We start from the raw sequence: 20,060 nt of genomic DNA on the forward strand, positions 1-20,060 counted from the left end.
ATTTTTATAATGAATAGCCATTATTCTGGCAATACTGCTAAAGCTTCTAAATCTAATTTTTGTACATTAAATCGATCTATAACCAGGACTTCTTTTGTGAAATATTTTTTAACTATTACCTCATATTATACTAATTTGTTATCTATAGATCTTTTGTTCTTTACATAGATGGTAAAATATCTACAAATGATTTATCTCGTTGATTAAAAAAAGTTGTTTTATATCAATTAAGGATTAGTTTATATTAACTTATTTTTTAAGAAGAATTATAGTTGATAGCCAATAAAGGAATATTAACGATGACTTATAATGAAAAGTCTGAACAATTTTTTAAATATATTTAGAAATTCTTAGATATAAAAAACTCAACAAAAGTTAATTTGATGAGTTTTATATATTTTTTAAAAGTTTATTACATTGCAACCAAATCTCCTGTAACATCTTTTGTTGGTAATTCTGATTTACCCATTAAGTATAAATCTACTTGACGAGCAGCTTTCTTCCTTCTGATATTGCCCAAACAATTAATGATTGTCCACGACGCATATCGCCAGCTGTAAATATGTTTTTTACATTGGTTTGGTATTTAAGACCGGTTTGTAATTTTTGTTGTTGATTATATTATATAAAAAAAGCCAACTTAAATATAATAAGTTGGCTTCTTTTTTTTAAATCTTATTATTTATAATGCTGTATGTTGGTATACTCTACCATAGTATGATGTATTATCAACTCGATATCTAGAAAGGATATGTTGTCTATAACTACCTACATAACCTGTCCAATAATCTCCGTATTCAACAAAACCCCATGATCTTTCAACTTCTAAATTACCTTGATCAGAACCATCATCACCTATTACTCTTAAACGGTAATCAACTCTGGCATAACCAGAAGAAACTTCTATGGTTTTATTAACGGTTACAGGTTCCCAACCCGTTGCTTCTCCAAATGAAACAGGCTCTCCAACATTAATCCATTCACTTTTATCTCCTGTATCCCAATCTGTAGTGTATTGGTATTGGTATTGAAGTTTTAAAGGTGTTGGAACACCTGGAGTTTCATATAGTGAATTATGAAATTTAATCCATGTTGTTTCTCCGCTATATTCTGTTGTAATTTTAGGATATTCACCATATTCAACCATAGTTGGAAGCTCATCAAAACTATGTAAAATTAAGCTAGTTTTACCAGTAGGTAATTCAATATCCCTATCATAAACTAAAGTTAAATCATCTACAGCACCTTGATATAATTTAAGATTTATTATTCCAGAATCTGTAGTAAAAAACTTACCACCAGTAGCACTATACGGTATAAAGTAATTTGGATATAATGGGAATGTTTCATTTGTTAATAATTGATCATTCAATTCTATCCTATTTATATTATATGCAGTTCCTGATGCTAGTGGAATTACGTTATGTATTTGAAATTGTGCTGTTGTAGTAACATCAATTTCTTCAGTATCGTATTCTATAATATGCTGTTCACAAGCTACAATTAAAAAAGTGTAGACAAGAAAGAGTCCTATTTTTGTTAATTTTTTCATGTTTTTTATATTTCTTAAGTTTAACATATTCTATTATTGAGGTAAATCTCCTGGATAAGCAAACCATGGTATTGAGGTATGATAATTATCTGCTGTACCAGAAATAGGTTTTAAAGCCTCTAAAGATGGTAAATTCCACATATATTCTGAGTTGAAACGTGGTCTAATTCTATAGCTAGGTGAACCTTCATTTTGGATATAATAAGATCCTTTTCTACCTTCAACTTGTGCTGGAGCTAAATAAAAACCTTTATACACTTTTGATGGGTCTGTGTCTTTTTTTTGTTCAACGATACCATGTACATACCCATTACCATTACTAGGAACATCACCAGTATAATCAATGTCATAATTATATTTACGCATATCTACCCATGCTTCTGATGCTCCCCATGGGTATAAAGCCACCCATTTTTGCATCATAATATGAGATAAAGTAAAATCATCTAGTTGTAAGCTACCAGCATATGGGCCGTTTAAATATTCTGAAGCTAAAGAATTAAATACACTTGATGTAATTTTATCTCCTCCTGTTGGATTTCCTTCGCTTCCTGTATCTATATAGCGTGCAGTTGTTTGCATATCTGCACTTATACCCCTTTTAAAAGCTTCAAAAGCTTCTGATTTTTGACCTAATTTCCAATAAGTTTCAGCTAAGCAAAATTGTACTTCAGCATAAGTTGTTAATATATAAGGAGCATCATCTCTATATATCCAACGACCTATACCATCGTGAACTGTACCTTGGTATTGAGATGTTAAGGTTCTTCCATAAAAGGAAGGAGCTTGTCCGATAGGACCAGTTGTTCCTGTAAAGCTTCCTCCATAATATTCATAGGTTTTTATACTATCCGCATCATTTAAGTTCAAATATGTTGGATTGCTTTCTGTAGCTAATTTAACAGTAACTCTTGGATCAAAATGCCCTGTTTCGTTTACTAAAGTGTCTGTTATTATTTGTGTATCAGCAAGTTCAAAAGGGTGGTATGGATTAGCATCTATAATATGAATTTTGTCTCCTGTTGTTTCTTCATATTCTGGAACAGTACCCGTAAATACCTGAACTGCATAATCGTGTTGAAAGTAACTGTAACTTAAATTACCTCTAGCCGTACCCCAGAAATTGTTGTAACTGCTATAAGGAGCAGATTGTGATCCTCCCCCAATTGTTACTGTAGCATCATCACTAGGACTTTGAAAAGATTTACCCGCTGCAGTAATTAATTCTTGTGCATAGGTACCAGTAAAATCTGTTTTATTAGTTAAGGAAGCTAAATTACGAACGATAACAGCATATGAAAATTTAATCCACATGTCTTTATCTCCTCCATAAATAAAATCATTACTACTTATTTTATCACCATATGATTGATCATCCGTTTTTTCAAGAAGTTCAATAGCTTCATAAGCCCACTCACGAACTTGAGTATATACATCTTTTTGATAATCATAATCATGTTGCAATAAACCAGCAACAAATGCATCATTCATTGGTACTTCTCCATTAACCTTTGTTAATAAATCCCAACTAAAAGCTTTCATAGCCAAACCAATTCCGGCTAATGTCCAATCTTCTGCTTCTTTTGATTGATTGATTAGGTTTTCTAAATTTTGACCTTGACTCCAATACGTCATTTTCCAAATTTCTCCACCGGCATCACTACCTAAACTATAGTAATTGTTTGCAAAACTAGTGTAACTACTTGTGCCCATCATTTGTGTCATAGGCGCTATAGCTCGTAAATCGTAATAAATACTTTGGTATTGTTGAGTTATTCCTGCTAGATATAAATATCCATCTACATAATCAGGTGCATCTATATTTTGATTTACATCAAGGTAGTCTTCACAACTACTTAAGCTAAAAAAGACGATTAGTATGTATATTAATTTATTTTTCATGATGTTTTTAATTTAAGGTTAAACTTAATCCTATTGAATAGCTACGAGGGTTTGGCATTGAGAAAACATCAATACCTTCACCACCAGTACCTCCAGCAGCAGCTGAGACTGTGTTACCCACAGCATCAATACCAGAATAGTTTGTCCAGGTAAACAAATCATTAGCTACAAAGTATAGATTCATTTGAGAAAAAAGTTTAGATTTATCAAAAAGATCTTCTGGTACACGGTAAGAAAAGCGTAATTCTTGCATTCGTAAATAATTTACATCTTTTTCTAACCAATCTTCATCTCCTCCGCTAAAGATTGAAGAACCATACATGCTATAGTCAACAGCGATAGTATTTTCAGTTGGATTATCAGAGTTTTCATTACCATCTCTTAAAACACCTGTAAATATTTGAGGAGCACTTTCACGTAAAGCTACAGATTCCCAGCTTGTTCCTCTTTCCATCATATAGCGTTTAGTACCATTAACAACTGTTGCACCTAAACGGCCTGCAAATAAACTTGATAATCTAAAGTTTTTATATTTAAAACTTGTTGACATACCAAAACGTAATTTTGGTTCTCTATTACCAATAATAGACCATTCACTAGCAGTAATAGGTAATCCTGTAGTTGGGCTAATTAATATATCTCCATTATCATTACGTTCGTAAGCTCTTCCTGTTATGGTAGAAATAGGTTCACCTTGCATAATTCCGTTTCTAATATTACCCGAATTCCATGTATAAGAATTATAGTATTCTGTTACATTTTCTGGAAGGGAAACTACTTCTGAGGTTCCTTTAGAACCATTAACTCCAAAATTCCAAGTAAAATCATTATTTCTAATTATATCAACATCTATATTTGCTTCCCAACCTTTTGTTTTAAATGTACCAACATTTAATGTGTTTAAAACAAATCCTGTGGCATAACTTAATCGAAAACCTTGTACTATCTGATCTGAATTTTCTGTTGTAAAATAAGTAAAACTTGCTTTTACTCTATTTTTGAATAAACCTAAGTCAATACCAATTTCATTAGCTGTTGTAATTTCTGGTTTAAGATTAGGGTTAGGGCCCGTAAAACCATATTGAAAACCACCACCTGTTAAGTTTGTTTGTGATAACTGTGGATCAATTTGTAAAGGCCTTGCATCTTTACCCACTTGAGCCCAAGAACCACGAAGTTTTAAATGATTAATTGCTTCTACCTCTTTCATAAATTCGAAATCAGAAACAATTAAAGAACCTTCAATAGCAGGATAGAAATAACTGTTGTTTTCTACAGGTAATGTAGAAGACCAGTCGTTTCTAGCTCTTAAAGTAACAAAAGCCATATTATTATAACCAAACTCAAAAGAACCAGAAATACCTTGTACTCTTCGAGTGGTGTTTCTTTGACTTGATGTTTGTGTTAATGGGTCGGTATTATTAATAGACTGAAAATCTGTTTCGATAAAATTACTACCATAACTACTAGATCTAGTTACTCCATTTTCTACTTGGTGATAACCTAATTGCCCTGAAAAAGAGAATTTATCTTCAAGAAAATTATTAGTATAACCTCCAATAATATTAATTGTTGGATCAGAAAAGTTAGACTGAGTTATATTATAACTACCTACACCAGCATTGGCATTTGCATAATAAGGATGTGTAGATGTAATATAAGTTTGCATACCAACATCCCAACCAACTTGAGCTCTTACAAATGTATTTTCAATAGGAGTAATGTTAAGAGAGATATTACTAATAAATCTATCAGATTCGTCATAATATTTGTTTTTATTCATTCCAAAAAGCGGATTTAATAAATCATCATCAAGATAATAATCTGGAGTTCTCATATGACTTCCGTCTTCAGCAAGATAATTACTCATATCATCTACCATAGGCCATAGCATAGCTCGATATAAAGGACCTGCTGTACCAGTTCTTACTTTATTGTTACCTGTGCTAGTATATTGTAGAGCTCCTTCAAAAGTTAACCAATCAGTAATATCAGCCTTACCAGACAAACTTAAATTAGTCCTTTTATATTTTGTAGTTTTAATGACTCCTTTTTCATCTAACTGAGAAAAACTACCACGGATTGTTGCTTTGTCAGAACCTCCTTCTACAGAAACATTGTATCGTTGTTGAAAACCTGTTTGAAGTACTGCATCAATATTATCATAAATTTTGGTGCCTTCTGGATATAATCCTCCGTACTTACTTGTATAATAGTAGTTGGTAGTACCTTTTGCTCCGTTTGCATATTTATCTTGCATTTCTGGGTAACCGTATGCTTTACTAAATTTAAGAAAATTACTAAACCTTACAGTACCTTTTCCTGCTTTACCTTTCTTAGTTGTAATTATAATTGCACCATTTGACGCATCAGAACCGTATAAAGCTGCAGCACCTGCGCCTTTTAATACTGTTATTGACTCAACATCTTCTGGGTTAAAATCATTACCTCTAGAAGAAAAATCCATATCACGAACAGAAAATTCTCCACCAGACATTCCACTTGGGTCAAAAGTTGAGTTATTCATAGGTATACCATCTACTACATAAAGCGGTTGATTGTTACCCGATATAGATGTAATATTTCTTAATACGACATTAGTCGATGCACCAGGATTACCACTAGTAGAACCAATATTAAGACCAGCTACTCTACCTGCTAATGCAGTAACGAAGTTTTCTCTACCAGAATCTTCAATTGTTTTTCCATCAATATGCTGTACTGATGAACCAATACTACGTTTTACACGTTTTAAACCAAATTCTGCTGTAATTACAACTTCACCAAGAACAGATGTGTCTTCCTCTAATACAATATTAATTGTTGAGTTGTTTACCTCTATTTCTTTCTTTTGAAAACCAAGAGAAGAAAAAACTAACGTTTTACCTTTTGCAACAGGTATATTATATTTTCCGTTAAAATCAGTGGATGTTCCTTTGTTAGTCCCTTTAATTAAAATAGTAACTCCTGGTAAAGGGTTGTCAGTTTTATCAACAACAGTTCCCTTTACAGTAATATTTTGAGAAAATAATACGGAAAATGATGTTGTAAAAAAAACCAGAAGAGTAACTTTAATTTTTTTTGTCATAATTCTTTTTAAATGGTTAGTAGTGACAAACTTAATAAAATAATACAATATTTATGCGTTTTTTTTATTTTTATTGCATCATTTATGCGTTTTTTATGCGTTTTTTCGTGTATATGTGTTGATTTGTTGTGTTTTTTCTGTTTTTTGCATAGTTGTATAGCTTGTTTTTTTTTATTTATACTAAGTGGTTTGTAATGATTTTATTTGCAACTAATTACAATTGATTTTGAATTTTTTAAAATGAATGCAAAAAAAAGTTTGAAAGAATTATAAATTTATTGAAGTTTTATAAAGTAATTGCTTGCTATCAGCTAATGTAATTACTGTAATAAAATAATTTAAAATAAAAGTTTTTTACGGATTGCATAGTAATTTTTATGATGCTACTACGTTATAAAGTATATTTGTGTTACGAAACTAAATTAGTTAATGATAAAGTTACTTTGTATTTCTATTTTATTTTTTTCTATCTCGATAAGTGCTCAAGTTGGAGGGGAAGAAGTATACCAATTTCTTAATTTATCTACTTCAGCTAGACAAATAGGTTTAGGTGGTGAAGTTTTAAATTTATTAGACGATGTTAATCAGCCAATTTCTAATCCTTCTGTTATTAATGGAGATATTGATAATAAAGTTTCTGTTAATTACACCAGTTATTTAGCAGGTATTAATATAGGGTCTTTAACTTATGCAAAAACCATTTCTAGAAGATTTGGTACAATTCATGGAGGTATTAAATATATAGATTACGGTTCTTTAATAGGTGCAGATGAACAGGGTAATGAAACAGGGAGTTTTGGTGCTAGTGATGTTGCTGTTTCTATAGGTTATGCTCTTAATATTCCGAATACAGATATTTTTATCGGATCTAACCTTAGATTTATAAATTCGAATATTTCGAACTATACATCAACAGGAGTTTCTACGGACTTGGCAATTTTATTCAGCAATCCATATAAACCTTTTACAGTTACTTTGGTTGCAAGAAATATTGGAACTCAAATTAAAGCCTATAACGGGACAAAAGAAAATTTACCATTTAAAGTAGCTTTAGGTGGTTCTTATAAGTTAGAACATGTACCTATAAAATGGTATGCAACACTAGATAATTTACAAAAATGGGATATTTCTGTAGCAAATCCATCAGAACAAACAACAGATTTAGAAGGTAATGTAACTGAAGAAAAAATAGGTTTTTTAGAAAACACTTTCAGACATTTAATAATAGGAGGAGAGTTATTTCCAGAAAGTGTAATTAATTTTAGAATGGGGTATAATTTTAGAAGAGCTGCAGAATTAAAATTACAAAATGTTAGAACATTTAGTGGATTATCTTATGGTTTTGGTATTCAATTAAATAGTTTAAAATTTAATTATGCGTATTCTAAATTTCATTCTGCATCAAATACCAATACTTTTAGTTTATTAATAGATTTAAATAATAGAAGATAAATGAATAAAAAAATTATTATAGCAATAGATGGTTTTTCATCAACAGGTAAAAGTACAATAGCAAAATTATTAGCTGAAAAATATAATTATATATATGTTGATACCGGAGCAATGTATAGAGCTGTTACTTTATATGCAATGAATAATAATTTTGTGAGTAAAAATCATTTAGATGAAAAAGGTCTTTTGTTAAACCTTAAAAACATTTCTTTATCATTTAAATTTAATAAAGATTTAGGTTACGCCGAAATGTTTTTAAATAGAAAAAATGTAGAAAAAGAAATAAGAACCCTAGAAGTTTCTCAATTAGTTAGTAAAGTTGCTGCTATTTCTGATGTAAGAAAAAAACTGGTAGCAGAGCAAAAAATAATGGGTAAAGATAAAGGTATAGTAATGGATGGGCGTGATATAGGAACCGTAGTTTTTCCTGAAGCAGAATTAAAATTATTCATGATAGCTTCTGCAGACAAAAGAGCAACAAGACGTTATAAAGAATTACTTGATAGAGGTGATAAAGTGAGTTTTAAAGATGTTCTTTTTAATGTAGAAGAGCGTGATAGATTAGATTCTACAAGAAAAGACTCTCCATTAATAAAGGCAGATAATGCTATTGAATTTGATAATTCTGATATGGGAATTGAAGAACAATTTGATAGAATTTGTGCTCTAGTTGATAGAGAAATAGCTTAAAGGCATTTTTTTTAGAATTCTTTTTGATAAAAATTATACAGAAAATCTGAAAAAAAATATCAAACTAAAAATTTTAAATATCTGAATATTAAGGAATATTCAGATATTTATGAGTTTGTAAAGAAATTTTCCATTTAGGATTTTTCATTACATAATCTACAATCTGTTCTGTCATTTTTTCTTTTTTACTCCATTCTGGCTGTAAAAATAATTGGCATTTCTCACCAACTTTAGCAGCTTCTTGCTCTGCAAATTCAAAATCAGATTTATTATGGATAATCATTTTCAATTCATCTGCTTCTGGATAACATTCTTCTAAAGGTAATTTTGTTTTCTTAGGAGAAAGACAAAACCAATCCCATTTTCCAGAAAAAGAATACGCACCAGAAGTTTCTATATGTGTTTTTATATTGTTTTTTTGAAGCAGTTCTGTAATATAATCCATAGGCCACATTAAAGGCTCTCCACCAGTAATAACTACAGTTTTTGCATGTTTTGTTACATTTTCTACAATAGTATCGGCCAAAGTTGGTGGGTGTAAATCTGCATTCCAACTTTCTTTAACATCGCACCAATGGCAACCCACATCACAACCACCAACTCTAATAAAATAAGCTGCAGTTCCTGTATGTGAACCTTCTCCTTGTATTGTATAAAATTCTTCCATTAATGGAAGCATAATACCTTTGTCTACTAAATCTTGTGTTTTTTTATCCATCTACATTAAAATCTACCCTAAGGTTTTAAAAGTGCAAAGGTAGTTTTTTGTAATTATAGAATAAAAAGAATAATAATTTAATTCTAAAGTATTAAAAATCAAATGTTTTTTGTAAATTTGCACTCCTTTTTACGAGAACAGATTTATAAAAGGAAATAGATATAAAAAGTATATAAAAACAACTCTTAGAGTTTTGTCGTTAAAAATCTGAAAAACAATAAGATACAAAATTATTTTAGACACATGTCTGAAGAAACAAAAAACACTGAAGAGCAAGTAGTTGCTACTGAAGTACAAGAAACAGCGACTCCTGCTGTAGATCCAACACAATTTTTAGCTGACTTTAACTGGCACAAATACGAACAAGGTATTGAAGCTGTTGATGAAGATAAATTAGCTGAGTTTGAAAAAGCTTTAGAAGGTACTGTAGGATTTGTAAACGAGCGTGACGTAATTGAAGGAACTGTAGTAAGAATTACAGAAAGAGATGCAATTATTGATATTAACTCTAAATCAGAAGGAGTTATTTCTTTAAACGAATTTCGTTACAACCAAGCATTAGCTGCTGGTGATAAAGTAGAAGTATTAGTTGATAAAAGAGAAGATTCTTCTGGTCAGTTAGTATTATCTCATAAAAAAGCAAGAGTAATTAAAGCATGGGAACGTGTTAACAATGCTCATGAAACTGGTGAAGTAGTTAACGGTTTTGTTAAATGTAGAACTAGAGGTGGTATGATTGTAGATGTTTTCGGTATCGAAGCATTTTTACCAGGATCTCAAATTGATGTTAAGCCAATTAGAGATTACGATCAATATGTTGAGAAAACAATGGAATTTAAAGTTGTTAAAATCAACCACGAATTTAAAAACGTTGTTGTATCTCATAAAGCTCTTATTGAAGCTGATATTGAATTACAGAAAAAAGAAATTATTGGTCAATTAGAAAAAGGACAAGTATTAGAAGGTGTTGTTAAAAACATTACTTCTTATGGTGTCTTTGTTGATTTAGGTGGTGTAGACGGATTAGTACATATTACTGATTTATCTTGGTCTCGTATCAACCATCCAAATGAGGTTGTAGAATTAGATCAAAAATTAAACGTTGTAATTTTAGATTTTGATGATAACAAATCTAGAATTCAATTAGGTTTAAAACAATTATCTGCTCACCCATGGGAAGCTTTAGATACTAACTTAAAAGTTGGAGATAAAGTAACTGGAGAAGTTGTTGTTTTAGCTGATTATGGTGCATTTGTAGAAGTAGAACAAGGAGTAGAAGGGTTAATTCACGTTTCAGAAATGTCTTGGTCAACTCACTTACGTTCTGCACAAGATTTCGTAAAAGTTGGAGATAAAGTTGAAGCTCAAATTTTAACTTTAGACCGTGAAGATAGAAAAATGTCTTTAGGTATCAAACAATTACACCCAGATCCTTGGACAGATATTACTAGCAAATACCCTGTTGGTTCTACTCATACTGGTACAGTAAGAAACTACACTAACTTTGGTGTGTTTGTAGAGTTAGAAGAAGGTATTGATGGTTTAGTTTATATCTCAGACTTATCTTGGACTAAGAAAGTTAAGCATCCTTCAGATTTTGTAACTGTTGGAGATAAACTAGAAGTACAAGTATTAGAATTAGATGTAGAGAACAGAAAGTTAAACTTAGGTCATAAGCAAACTCAATCTAACCCTTGGGATGCTCATGAAGCTACGTATGCAATCGGTTCTAAACACCAAGGAACAATCAAAGAAAAGAATGATAAAGGAGCAGTTGTAACTTTTGCTGATGGAGTAGAAGGTTTTGCACCAACAAGATTCTTAGAAAAAGAAGATGGTTCTAAATTAGAAAAAGGTGATGCAGTAGAATTTGTAGTTTTAGAATTTTCTAAAGAATACAGAAGAGTTGTTGTATCTCATACATCTTTATTTAAAGAGCAAGAGAAAAGAAATGTTAAAGCAGCAGTTAAAAAAGCAGCTGAAGCAGAAAAAGCTACTTTTGGAGACATAGGTGGACTTGCAGACTTAAAAAAGAAAATGGAAGCTGGTAACAAAAAGAAATAATTCTTTTAAACTAAACAAGTTTTAGTACTAGTCGATATTTATAATATCTTAAAAGCCGTTACATTTTGTAGCGGCTTTTTATTGTTTTAAATTTATGTTGGCATTTCCTTTCAGGTCGGGCTTACCACACTCGCTTTTTTTTTCATTCTTCAGAAAAGAGCTCAAACAAATGCTACTATCCCTAACGCATTTTTCTGTCAACAAATTTCTAACCCAAAATTTAACTGATTACTAATTTAATTAATGGTTTAATAGAATTATATTTGTTATGCTTTAAAAAGACGTTAAAATATATGACATTAATAAAATCAATATCAGGAATTAGAGGAACTATCGGTGGAAAAACCGCAGATAATTTAACACCAATTGATGCTGTAAAGTTTGCATCTGCATACGGGGCTTTTATAAAAGAAAGAAATGCTGATAAAGAAAAAATAACGGTTGTAATTGGTAGAGATGCTCGTATTTCTGGTAAAATGATTTCTAGTTTAGTAGCCAATACTTTGGTAGGTTTAGGTATCAATGTAATTGATTTAGGCTTGTCTACAACACCAACTGTAGAAGTAGCTGTACCTTTAGAAAATGCAGATGGAGGAATAATTTTAACAGCATCTCACAATCCAAAACAATGGAATGCTTTAAAGTTATTAAACGAAAAAGGAGAGTTTTTAAATGGAGAAGAAGGTATTAAAATTTTAGAATTGGCAGAAAGTGAAGATTTTGAGTTTGCAGAAGTTGATGATTTAGGAACCTATTCTAAAGATAATACTTATGTAGAAAAACATATTAAAGAAGTTTTAAATTTAGAATTGGTAGATGTTGAAGCTATTAAAAAAGCAAATTTTAAAGTGGTTGTTGATGGTGTAAATTCTACAGGAGGAATTTTTATTCCTGCTTTGTTAAAAGAATTAAAAGTAGAATGTGTAGAATTATATTGTACTCCAAATGGCCAGTTTCCACATAATCCAGAACCTTTAAAAGAACACTTAACAGATATTTCTGAATTGGTTGTAAAAGAAAAAGCAGATTTTGGTATTGTTGTAGATCCAGATGTAGATAGATTGGCTTTGGTTTCTGAAGATGGTTCTATGTTTGGAGAAGAGTATACTTTAGTTGCTTGTGCAGACTATGTTTTAGGAAAATTAGGCGGTGGAAATACCGTTTCTAATTTGTCTTCTTCTAGAGCTTTAAGAGATGTTACCAAAAAACATGGCGGAACTTATACCGCATCAGCAGTTGGAGAAGTAAATGTGGTTATAAAAATGAAGGAAACTAATACAGTAATTGGTGGAGAAGGAAATGGAGGAATCATTTATCCTGCTTCTCATTATGGAAGAGATTCATTAGTTGGTGTTGCTTTATTTTTATCGCATTTAGCAAATCAAAAAAAATCTTGTAAAGAATTAAGAGATTCGTATCCAAGTTATTTTATGAGCAAAAATAAAATTCAGTTAACACCAGAAATTAATGTTGATGAGATTTTAGAAAAAATGGCATCAACCTATAAAAATGAAGATGTTAATACTATTGATGGTGTAAAAATTGATTTTGCTGATGAATGGATTCATTTAAGAAAATCTAATACAGAACCAATTATTAGAATTTATACAGAAGCAAAATCTCAGCAAGCAGCGGATGATTTAGCTGTAAGGTTTATAAAAGAAATTAAAGAAATAATAGCATAGTATTTTGAAAAAAGCAATAGTAGTTTTATCGTTTTTACTAGTAAGTATAGTTACTTTTTCTCAAGAAAAAGTAGATAAAATATCTTATAAAGGTAAAATGTTTTTTTATTGGGGATGGAATGGAGCAAGTTATTCTAATTCTGATATTCGTTTAAAAGGAGATAATTATGATATAACTCTAAAAGATGTTGTAGCAGAAGACAGACAAACTCCTTTTAATTTTAACGATTATTTTAATCCGGCTAGAGTTACAATACCACAAAATAATTACAGATTTGGTTATTTTTTAAGTGATAACTACACAATTTCTTTAGGTGTAGATCATATGAAATATGTAATGGTTGCAGATCAAACGGTAAAAGCAAATGGTTCTATAAATTCTGGGACAGATTTTGATGGTACTTACAATAATCAAGATCTTGTTTTATCAGAAAACTTTTTAAAGTTTGAACATACAGACGGTTTAAATTATGTAAACGTAGAGTTTAGAAGGTTTGATGAAATTGGCCATTTATTTGGTTTAAATAGCGAAAATTTTCAAATAAATGTTACCGAAGGTTTTGGTGCAGGAATTTTGTTGCCAAAAACAAATGCCACTTTATTTAATCAAGAAAGATGGGATGAATTTCACCTTTCTGGTTGGGGAGCTTCTGCTGTAGTTGGTTTAGATTTAACTTTCTTTAAATACTTTTATATTCAATCAGATTTAAAATTTGGTTATATAAATATGCCAGATATTAGAACAACAGCTAACAAGAGTGATAGTGCTTCTCAAAGTTTTATGTTCTTTCAAAAGAATATTTTAATAGGAGGAAGGTTTAGTGTTTTTGGAGGAAAAAAGAAAAACAAATAAAATTTATATGCTTTTGATTTAAATAAGGTTACATATTGTTGATTGAGAATTTAAATCAACAATATGTAATTTTTATTTTTTACGCTTTATTTTCTTTTTATTATCAAACCTAAAATCATAAAGTTCTTCTAACTGAGTTTTAATTTTCTGTTTCCATTTTAAAACTTCTTGTTCATTAGTACCGCTCTGAGTTTCTTCAATTAATTTTACTCTAATTTCAGCAAATTCAGCCATTATTTCGTTACTAATTTTGTCTAAAATAGAGAATCCTTTTGTAATGTTCCATTTATTTAAAAAGATTCTTTGTCTAAATTTACGAGCCTGAATTTCTGCTAAATCAAATTGAACTTGTTGAAAATCGATTTGTTTATCAATTTCTTTAACCTTTGTAGTATCAATCCAAGAAGCATTACTTATAAATAAATTTCCTATTCTTTGATTTAAGTTCCGTTTTATAAAATCAAATCCTTGAGCAGAATAAGAGATTAAAAACTGACTAGAAATTACAGTATTATTTTCCTTGCCAATTTTAATTTTATAATCGTTTATGGTTAGTTTTTTACCTGCAGACCATCTTAGTTGTCCTTCTTGTAGCTTTTGGCTAAAACTTAAATTAAAGCAAGTAAAGCTTATTATAAAAGCTAAAAATAATTTGTTTATTTTGGTTTTCAATCTGATATAAATTTGAGGTTATAAAAGTTCTTTTGGTACTTTATTTCTATGTTTAAAACGTTTATGAGACCATAAATAGAGTTCGGGTTGTTTTCTTATGTTTTCTTCCGTTAGTTTTGTGTATTTATCTGTAATTTGATAATCATCAAAAGCTCTAGGAGTCTCTGTAATTAATTTAAATTCGACTTCATAATACCCACGTTTTATTTTTTTTGCAACGTAATTAATTACCACAAAGTCAAATCTTTTTGCAAGCATTTCTGCACCCGTATGTATGGGAACTTTTGTGCCAAAAAAAGTATTCCAATAATAGGTTTTACTCACTCTTGGAGATTGATCACTTAATAAAACATAAGCAGCATGTATGTTGTTATCAACATTTTTTTGAATATTAGAGATTGTTTCAGAAGTTTGATATCCATTAATGCCAAACCTTTTTCTACTCTTTTTAATAGTCTTTTCGTAATATTTGTTTTGCATTTTAGAGTATGCTCCTAAAATAGTCGTTTTTAATGTAAGTGGCATACTTGTAGACCATTCCCAATTTGCTTGGTGCGCACCAACAATTATAATCCCTTTTTTCTTTTTGCCATAATAATCTACTAATTCTGGATTTATAAATTTATACCGTTTCTTAATCTCATTTTCGCTAATTGAAAAAAACTTGACACTTTCAATAATTAAATCTGTAAAATGTTTAAAAAACTGTTTAGAAATTAATTTTATTTCGTGTTCAGATTTTTCTGGAAAAGAAAGATTTAGGTTTTCTAAAACAACTTTTTTTCGATAACCAAAAACGTAATAAACTAGAAAGAAAAAAAAATCTGAAATTAAATATAAAACTCTCATAGGCAATATAGAGAGTAGTAAAATAATAGGGTATGTAAGTGCAAAACTTAGAAACTGCATATATTATTTTTACGATGTAACTGTTGGAACTTTATTTCTATGTTTAAAACGTTTATGAGACCATAAATATACCTCTGGTTGATTTCTAATATTTCTTTCGGTTATCTCAAGAAATTTATCAGTAAGCTCATAATTTTTATATTCTTTTGGGTTTTCGGTTATCAATTCAAATTCAATTTCATAATAACCTCTTTTAATTTTTCTAGAAGTCCAATAAACAAAAGACATGTTGTATCGTTTAGATAATGCTTCTGCTCCCGTATGCACTGGTACTTTAACTCCCATAAAATTTGCCCAATATTGCGTTTTACTAGGTAATGGAGATTGATCGCTTAAAAGAATATAAATACCTTGTTTTTTATTTACAAAATTCCTGTGAAGATTTCTAATAGTATCTGAAGTTCTGTATAAAGTTCCGCCAAATTTAGAGCGAGACATTTTAACTACTTTTTCAAAATGTTTATTTTCTACTTTGGTGTAAGCTGCATAAAAATCAGGATTTTTAATATGCAAAGGTAAACCAGTAAGCCACTCCCAATTAGCTTGATGTATACCTACTAAGGCAATACTTTTTCCATTTTTTGCAATATCTTCTAACAAAGAAATATTTTTATATTTTATTCTTTTTGAAATCTCCTTTTCAGAAATGGTAAAAGTCTTGATGCTTTCTACAATAAAATCGGTTAAATGTTTAAAGAAACCTTTGCTAATTTTTTTTATTTCTTGATCACTTTTCTCAGGAAAAGATAATTTTAAATTATCTAAAACAACTTTTTTTCGATAACCAATAATATAGTAGTTTAAGAGAAAAAAAATATCAGAAAAAAAATATAATACTCTCATAGGAAGCTTAGAGATTAACCATATAAATGGATATATAAGAGTAAAAATTATTAGGTGCATAAAATACTTTTTTAAAAATACAAATATCGTACATAAATTTAAAACCAAATAGTATTAGGTACTTAGATTTTAGTATGTTTGTTATATGATGAACAATATAAATCAAGCAGTTTTATTACTTATTATTGCCAATGTTTTGGTTTCTATGAAAGGGTTTAAAGATTACTCTTTTTTAGATAAATACAAGTTTCAAGTAGGTAAAGTTTTATCAGGAGAAAAGATAAGAACCATAACTTCTGGTTTTTTACATGTAGATTGGGTACACCTTGGTTTTAATATGTATGCACTGTATCTTTTTGGAGGTATTGTGGCAGCTATTTTAGGAACTCCCAACTTTTTAATTGTTTATTTGGCAAGTTTATTAGCAGGTAGTCTATATTCTTTACATTTTCATAAAAATGAGCCTTATTACAGTGCTGTAGGTGCATCTGGAGCTGTTTCTGGTATTATTTATTCAGCAATACTTTTGTACCCAGAAATGGAGTTGTATTTATACTTTATTCCGATACCGATACCTGGTTATATTTTTGGAGTTGGTTATTTATTATATTCTATTTATGGTATGAAAAAACAGTTGGGTAATGTTGGTCATGCGGCACATTTAGGCGGTGCAATTGGTGGTTTTGTTTTTACACTTTTATTAAATCCTTCTTTATTTGTTTCTAATAAAGTTTTAGTAATTGTTCTAGCTGTACCAATTGTATTATTATTTCTTTTTGGTAATAAATTAAAAAATTTATAAACTAAATAATAAACCGAGACTTAAAGGTTTCGGTTTTTTTGTTTTTATAAAATAAAGAGCAAAAAAAAAAGACTTCATAAAAAATTATGAAGTCTTTTGAGCGAAAGACCAGGTTCGAACTGGCGACATTCAGCTTGGAAGGCTGACGCTCTACCAACTGAGCTACTTTCGCGTTTTTGGTAAGCGGTTGCAAATATATAAACATTTTTTAGTTCTGCAACGTTTTTATGAAAAAAAATTAATAAAAATTTTTATCATCTCGTAATACTTTTAAAAAGTGAAACCCATAAATGTCATAACCTTGGTTATAGTAAAATTTATGAGATTTTGTATTACCAGAATAAGTGTTTAATTCAATAGCCTCGCAACCTTTATTTTTTACATGATTATCTATCCAACTAAAAAACTGATTTCCTATTTTTTTTCCTCTTAAAGATTCATCAATAATAACATGGTCTGGTTCTACAGTTTTTCCAATATAATGTCTTGTAGAATACCAAAGACCACAAATACCGGTAAGTTGGTCATTAATATATAAACCAATACATTCGTAATTTGAAAATAGAGACATTTCTAAAACTCTTTCTTTAAGTAATGGTAGAGGGGTTTTTGAGTTTAATTTAACTAAAAGAGGAATTATAGTTAAAATTTCTTCTGATTGAATAGTTTGTATATGTATTTTCATATTTGATAAATTATGACTGACATAAAAAGTAAAAAAGAAGTAAATGTAATTTAAATAATAATAAAGAACTATTTATTATTATAGTTTTGAGGGAAGTTTAGGGTGGTTGTATGTAAAGTTAATTTAGAAGGGAATGACTTTTTAAAAAGTCATTAGTCGATTATTTTAATTGTTTCAATTAATTCGTCAAAATCATTGGCTTTATCAAAAAAAGCATGAGCTCCATATTTTAGACAGACTTGTTTTAGATTTATGCTAGTAGAAAAAACTAAAATTTTTTTTTGAATTTCTTTTTTCTTAAATAATTTTAACAATTCTAAACCACTACCATCAGGTAAGCTTAAGTCTAGAACAATTAAATTAAAGGTAAGGTTATCTAATAAAGAAATAGCTTCTTGTATAGAATCAGTTAAATGAATGTTTTTTACAACATTTATTTCTTTAGCAGAATTTACAATACTATTTCCTATATAAGTGTTGTCTTCTACTATTAGTAGATTTTTTTGTTTTGATTCCAATGGGCTAGTTTAACAATAATTTGTTGACCCCGAAATTAAGAAAACTTTAGAGTTGTTATCATAAGCATTTTGCTTATTTACGTTGTGTTTAAAATTTATAATTTAAGAAAACTGCTTATATTCTAGAGTTGGTTTTAGCTATATCTTTGTGGTATAGAAGTAAAGTTGATAATCATTTTATAGGTTTATTTCATTCCCCCCAAAGAAATAAACTACTTACAAAAGCCAAACTTGTCCCCCAAAGTTTGGCTTTTTGTATTTCTGATTTTTGGTAGTTTTTTGATTGTTATTTAGGAATTTTCTCATCAAATTTGATAAAATTTATAATCTAAGAAAACTGCTTATATTCTAGAGTTGCCTTTTGCTATATCTTTGTGGTATAGAAGTAAAGTTGAGAATTATTTTATAGGTTTATTTCATTCCCCCCAAAGAAATAGACTACTTACAAAAGCCAAACTTGTCCCCCGAAGTTTGGCTTTTTGTATTTCTTATTTTTGGTAGTTTTTGATTGTTATTTAGGAACTTCCTCATCAAATTTGATAAAATTTATAATTTAAGAAAACTGCTTATATTTTAGAGTTGGCTTTTACTATATCTTTGTGGTATAGAAGTAAAGTTGAGAATCATTTTTATAGGTTTATTTCATTCCCCCAAAGAAATAGACTACTTACAAAAGCCAAACTTGTCCCCCGAAGTTTGGCTTTTTGTATTTCTTATTTTTGGTAGTTTTTTGATTATTGTTTAGGAATTTCCTCATCAAATTTATAATTTAAGAAAACTGCTTATATTCTAAAATTACCATTTGCTATATCTTTGTGGTATATAAGTAAAGTTGAGAATCATTTTTATAGGTTTATTTCATTTCCCCCCAAAGAAATAGACTACTTACAAAAGCCAAACTTGTCCCCCAAAGTTTGGCTTTTTGTATTTCTTATTTTTGGTAGTTTTTGATTTTGTTATTCATAAGTTTTTATAAATCTAGTGTTGTAAGACCTTGTTTAATTGCATATTTTGTTAATTCTGGTATAGAATGTAAATCTATTTTTTTCATTATATTATTTCTATGAACATCTACTGTTTTAGAACTTAAAAATAAAATATCGCCAATTTCTTTAGAAGAATTACCTTCAGAAATTAATTGTAAAACTTCTTTTTCTCTTGAGGTTAATTTAGCTTTTTCTAGAGATTCTCCTTTTTTTAATAGGGAAAGAAATTCTTGATTGATTTCTTTAGATAAGTATTTTTTATTCTGCACTACAGAAGTTATGGCTGTAATTAACTCATCAGAATCTCCATCTTTTAATAAATAACCATAAGCACCAGCTTTAAACATACCTTGTATAAATGGTTTGCTAGAATGCATAGAAAGACCGATTATTTTTATATCTGGATTATTTTTATGAATTTGTTCTGCAGCTTGTATACCATTTAAATTAGGCATTGCAACATCTATAACCAAAACATCTGGTTTTAATTTAGAGCAAATTTTTATAGCTTCTCTACCATCAGAAGCTTCACCAATTATATGTAAATTGGATTTTTGTTCTATTATATTTTTTAAACCATCTCTTAGTAGTGTATGATCGTCTACTAGTACGATATTAATCTTATTTAAGTAATTCATTTT

16 protein-coding genes, 1 tRNA gene and 1 pseudogene are annotated in these 20,060 nt (G+C 29.4%); 6 read left to right on the forward strand and 12 right to left on the reverse strand.

Annotated elements, in window-relative coordinates; genetic code table 11:
* Positions 1–412: 412 nt before the first annotated feature.
* The 4 genes and pseudogenes from gltD to ACJJVY_RS00410 all read right to left on the reverse strand — a co-directional run.
* Positions 413–588, reverse strand: a pseudogene (gltD, locus tag ACJJVY_RS00395) (glutamate synthase); the annotation flags it as partial.
* Positions 589–682: 94 nt separating this feature from the next.
* Entirely contained in the window at positions 683–1,552 is an 870-nt protein-coding gene (locus ACJJVY_RS00400) for a hypothetical protein (RefSeq protein ID WP_405604007.1), read from the reverse strand.
* Between the two features lie 33 nt (positions 1,553–1,585).
* Positions 1,586–3,454: a SusD/RagB family nutrient-binding outer membrane lipoprotein gene (locus ACJJVY_RS00405; protein WP_405604009.1), complete on the reverse strand. Its 1,869-nt coding sequence runs from the start codon at positions 3,452–3,454 to the stop codon at positions 1,586–1,588.
* 7 nt (positions 3,455–3,461) lie between these two features.
* A complete protein-coding gene (locus tag ACJJVY_RS00410; protein WP_405604011.1) occupies positions 3,462–6,542 on the reverse strand; it encodes a SusC/RagA family TonB-linked outer membrane protein in 3,081 nt (1,026 codons plus the stop codon).
* Between the two features lie 429 nt (positions 6,543–6,971).
* On the opposite strand from ACJJVY_RS00410, the gene porQ reads away from it, so the two are divergent.
* Complete coding sequence (gene porQ, locus ACJJVY_RS00415) at positions 6,972–7,994, forward strand: type IX secretion system protein PorQ (RefSeq protein ID WP_405604013.1); 1,023 nt, start codon at positions 6,972–6,974, stop codon at positions 7,992–7,994.
* Positions 7,995–8,684 (forward strand): (d)CMP kinase, encoded by a 690-nt coding sequence (gene cmk, locus ACJJVY_RS00420; RefSeq protein ID WP_405604015.1) that lies wholly within the window; start codon positions 7,995–7,997, stop codon positions 8,682–8,684.
* An 88-nt stretch (positions 8,685–8,772) separates the two neighbouring features.
* Here the strand turns inward: cmk and ACJJVY_RS00425 are convergent, their stop codons facing one another.
* Complete coding sequence (locus ACJJVY_RS00425) at positions 8,773–9,402, reverse strand: 7-carboxy-7-deazaguanine synthase QueE (RefSeq protein WP_405604017.1); 630 nt, start codon at positions 9,400–9,402, stop codon at positions 8,773–8,775.
* Between the two features lie 243 nt (positions 9,403–9,645).
* On the opposite strand from ACJJVY_RS00425, the gene rpsA reads away from it, so the two are divergent.
* The 3 genes from rpsA (at position 9,646) to ACJJVY_RS00440 (ending at position 14,004) form a co-directional block, all read left to right on the forward strand.
* Positions 9,646–11,466 (forward strand): 30S ribosomal protein S1, encoded by a 1,821-nt coding sequence (gene rpsA, locus ACJJVY_RS00430; RefSeq protein ID WP_405604019.1) that lies wholly within the window; start codon positions 9,646–9,648, stop codon positions 11,464–11,466.
* Between the two features lie 293 nt (positions 11,467–11,759).
* Positions 11,760–13,151: a phosphoglucosamine mutase gene (glmM, locus tag ACJJVY_RS00435; RefSeq protein ID WP_405604021.1), complete on the forward strand. Its 1,392-nt coding sequence runs from the start codon at positions 11,760–11,762 to the stop codon at positions 13,149–13,151.
* Positions 13,152–13,155: 4 nt separating this feature from the next.
* A complete protein-coding gene (locus ACJJVY_RS00440; protein WP_405604023.1) occupies positions 13,156–14,004 on the forward strand; it encodes a hypothetical protein in 849 nt (282 codons plus the stop codon).
* Between the two features lie 72 nt (positions 14,005–14,076).
* Here ACJJVY_RS00440 and ACJJVY_RS00445 read toward each other — a convergent pair whose 3' ends face one another.
* The 3 genes from ACJJVY_RS00445 to ACJJVY_RS00455 are packed head-to-tail and all read right to left on the reverse strand — an operon-like array spanning position 14,077 to position 16,488.
* Positions 14,077–14,676: a hypothetical protein gene (locus tag ACJJVY_RS00445; RefSeq protein ID WP_405604025.1), complete on the reverse strand. Its 600-nt coding sequence runs from the start codon at positions 14,674–14,676 to the stop codon at positions 14,077–14,079.
* A gap of 18 nt (positions 14,677–14,694) precedes the next feature.
* Entirely contained in the window at positions 14,695–15,585 is an 891-nt protein-coding gene (locus tag ACJJVY_RS00450) for a lysophospholipid acyltransferase family protein (RefSeq protein ID WP_405604027.1), read from the reverse strand.
* A 9-nt stretch (positions 15,586–15,594) separates the two neighbouring features.
* The gene (locus ACJJVY_RS00455; RefSeq protein ID WP_405604029.1) at positions 15,595–16,488 is read right to left on the reverse strand and encodes a lysophospholipid acyltransferase family protein; all 894 of its coding nucleotides are present in this window, start codon (positions 16,486–16,488) and stop codon (positions 15,595–15,597) included.
* 85 nt (positions 16,489–16,573) lie between these two features.
* Between ACJJVY_RS00455 and ACJJVY_RS00460 the strand changes: the two genes are divergently transcribed.
* Complete coding sequence (locus ACJJVY_RS00460) at positions 16,574–17,230, forward strand: rhomboid family intramembrane serine protease (protein WP_405604031.1); 657 nt, start codon at positions 16,574–16,576, stop codon at positions 17,228–17,230.
* Positions 17,231–17,329: 99 nt separating this feature from the next.
* Here ACJJVY_RS00460 and ACJJVY_RS00465 read toward each other — a convergent pair.
* The 4 genes from ACJJVY_RS00465 to ACJJVY_RS00480 form a co-directional block, all read right to left on the reverse strand.
* Positions 17,330–17,402 (reverse strand) — tRNA-Gly (locus ACJJVY_RS00465).
* A 66-nt stretch (positions 17,403–17,468) separates the two neighbouring features.
* Positions 17,469–17,915 carry a GNAT family N-acetyltransferase gene (locus tag ACJJVY_RS00470; protein ID WP_405604033.1) on the reverse strand — a complete coding sequence of 149 codons (447 nt, stop codon included), beginning with the start codon at positions 17,913–17,915 and terminating at the stop codon, positions 17,469–17,471.
* Between the two features lie 152 nt (positions 17,916–18,067).
* Entirely contained in the window at positions 18,068–18,433 is a 366-nt protein-coding gene (locus ACJJVY_RS00475) for a response regulator (protein ID WP_405604035.1), read from the reverse strand.
* 970 nt (positions 18,434–19,403) lie between these two features.
* A complete protein-coding gene (locus tag ACJJVY_RS00480; RefSeq protein WP_405604037.1) occupies positions 19,404–20,057 on the reverse strand; it encodes a response regulator in 654 nt (217 codons plus the stop codon).
* Between the last annotated feature and the right edge of the window lie 3 nt (positions 20,058–20,060).

Source organism: Polaribacter sp. Asnod1-A03, assembly GCF_045063585.1.
Classification (GTDB): Bacteria; Bacteroidota; Bacteroidia; order Flavobacteriales; family Flavobacteriaceae; genus Polaribacter.

Coding starts and splice junctions, on each gene's coding strand:
- ACJJVY_RS00400 (WP_405604007.1), bottom strand. CDS start 1,552: ATGAAAAAATTAACAAAAATAGGACTCTTTCTTGTCTACACTTTTTTA.
- ACJJVY_RS00405 (WP_405604009.1), bottom strand. CDS start 3,454: ATGAAAAATAAATTAATATACATACTAATCGTCTTTTTTAGCTTAAGT.
- ACJJVY_RS00410 (WP_405604011.1), bottom strand. CDS start 6,542: ATGACAAAAAAAATTAAAGTTACTCTTCTGGTTTTTTTTACAACATCA.
- porQ (WP_405604013.1), top strand. CDS start 6,972: ATGATAAAGTTACTTTGTATTTCTATTTTATTTTTTTCTATCTCGATA.
- cmk (WP_405604015.1), top strand. CDS start 7,995: ATGAATAAAAAAATTATTATAGCAATAGATGGTTTTTCATCAACAGGT.
- ACJJVY_RS00425 (WP_405604017.1), bottom strand. CDS start 9,402: ATGGATAAAAAAACACAAGATTTAGTAGACAAAGGTATTATGCTTCCA.
- rpsA (WP_405604019.1), top strand. CDS start 9,646: ATGTCTGAAGAAACAAAAAACACTGAAGAGCAAGTAGTTGCTACTGAA.
- glmM (WP_405604021.1), top strand. CDS start 11,760: ATGACATTAATAAAATCAATATCAGGAATTAGAGGAACTATCGGTGGA.
- ACJJVY_RS00450 (WP_405604027.1), bottom strand. CDS start 15,585: ATGCAGTTTCTAAGTTTTGCACTTACATACCCTATTATTTTACTACTC.
- ACJJVY_RS00455 (WP_405604029.1), bottom strand. CDS start 16,488: ATGCACCTAATAATTTTTACTCTTATATATCCATTTATATGGTTAATC.
- ACJJVY_RS00460 (WP_405604031.1), top strand. CDS start 16,574: ATGATGAACAATATAAATCAAGCAGTTTTATTACTTATTATTGCCAAT.
- ACJJVY_RS00470 (WP_405604033.1), bottom strand. CDS start 17,915: ATGAAAATACATATACAAACTATTCAATCAGAAGAAATTTTAACTATA.
- ACJJVY_RS00480 (WP_405604037.1), bottom strand. CDS start 20,057: ATGAATTACTTAAATAAGATTAATATCGTACTAGTAGACGATCATACA.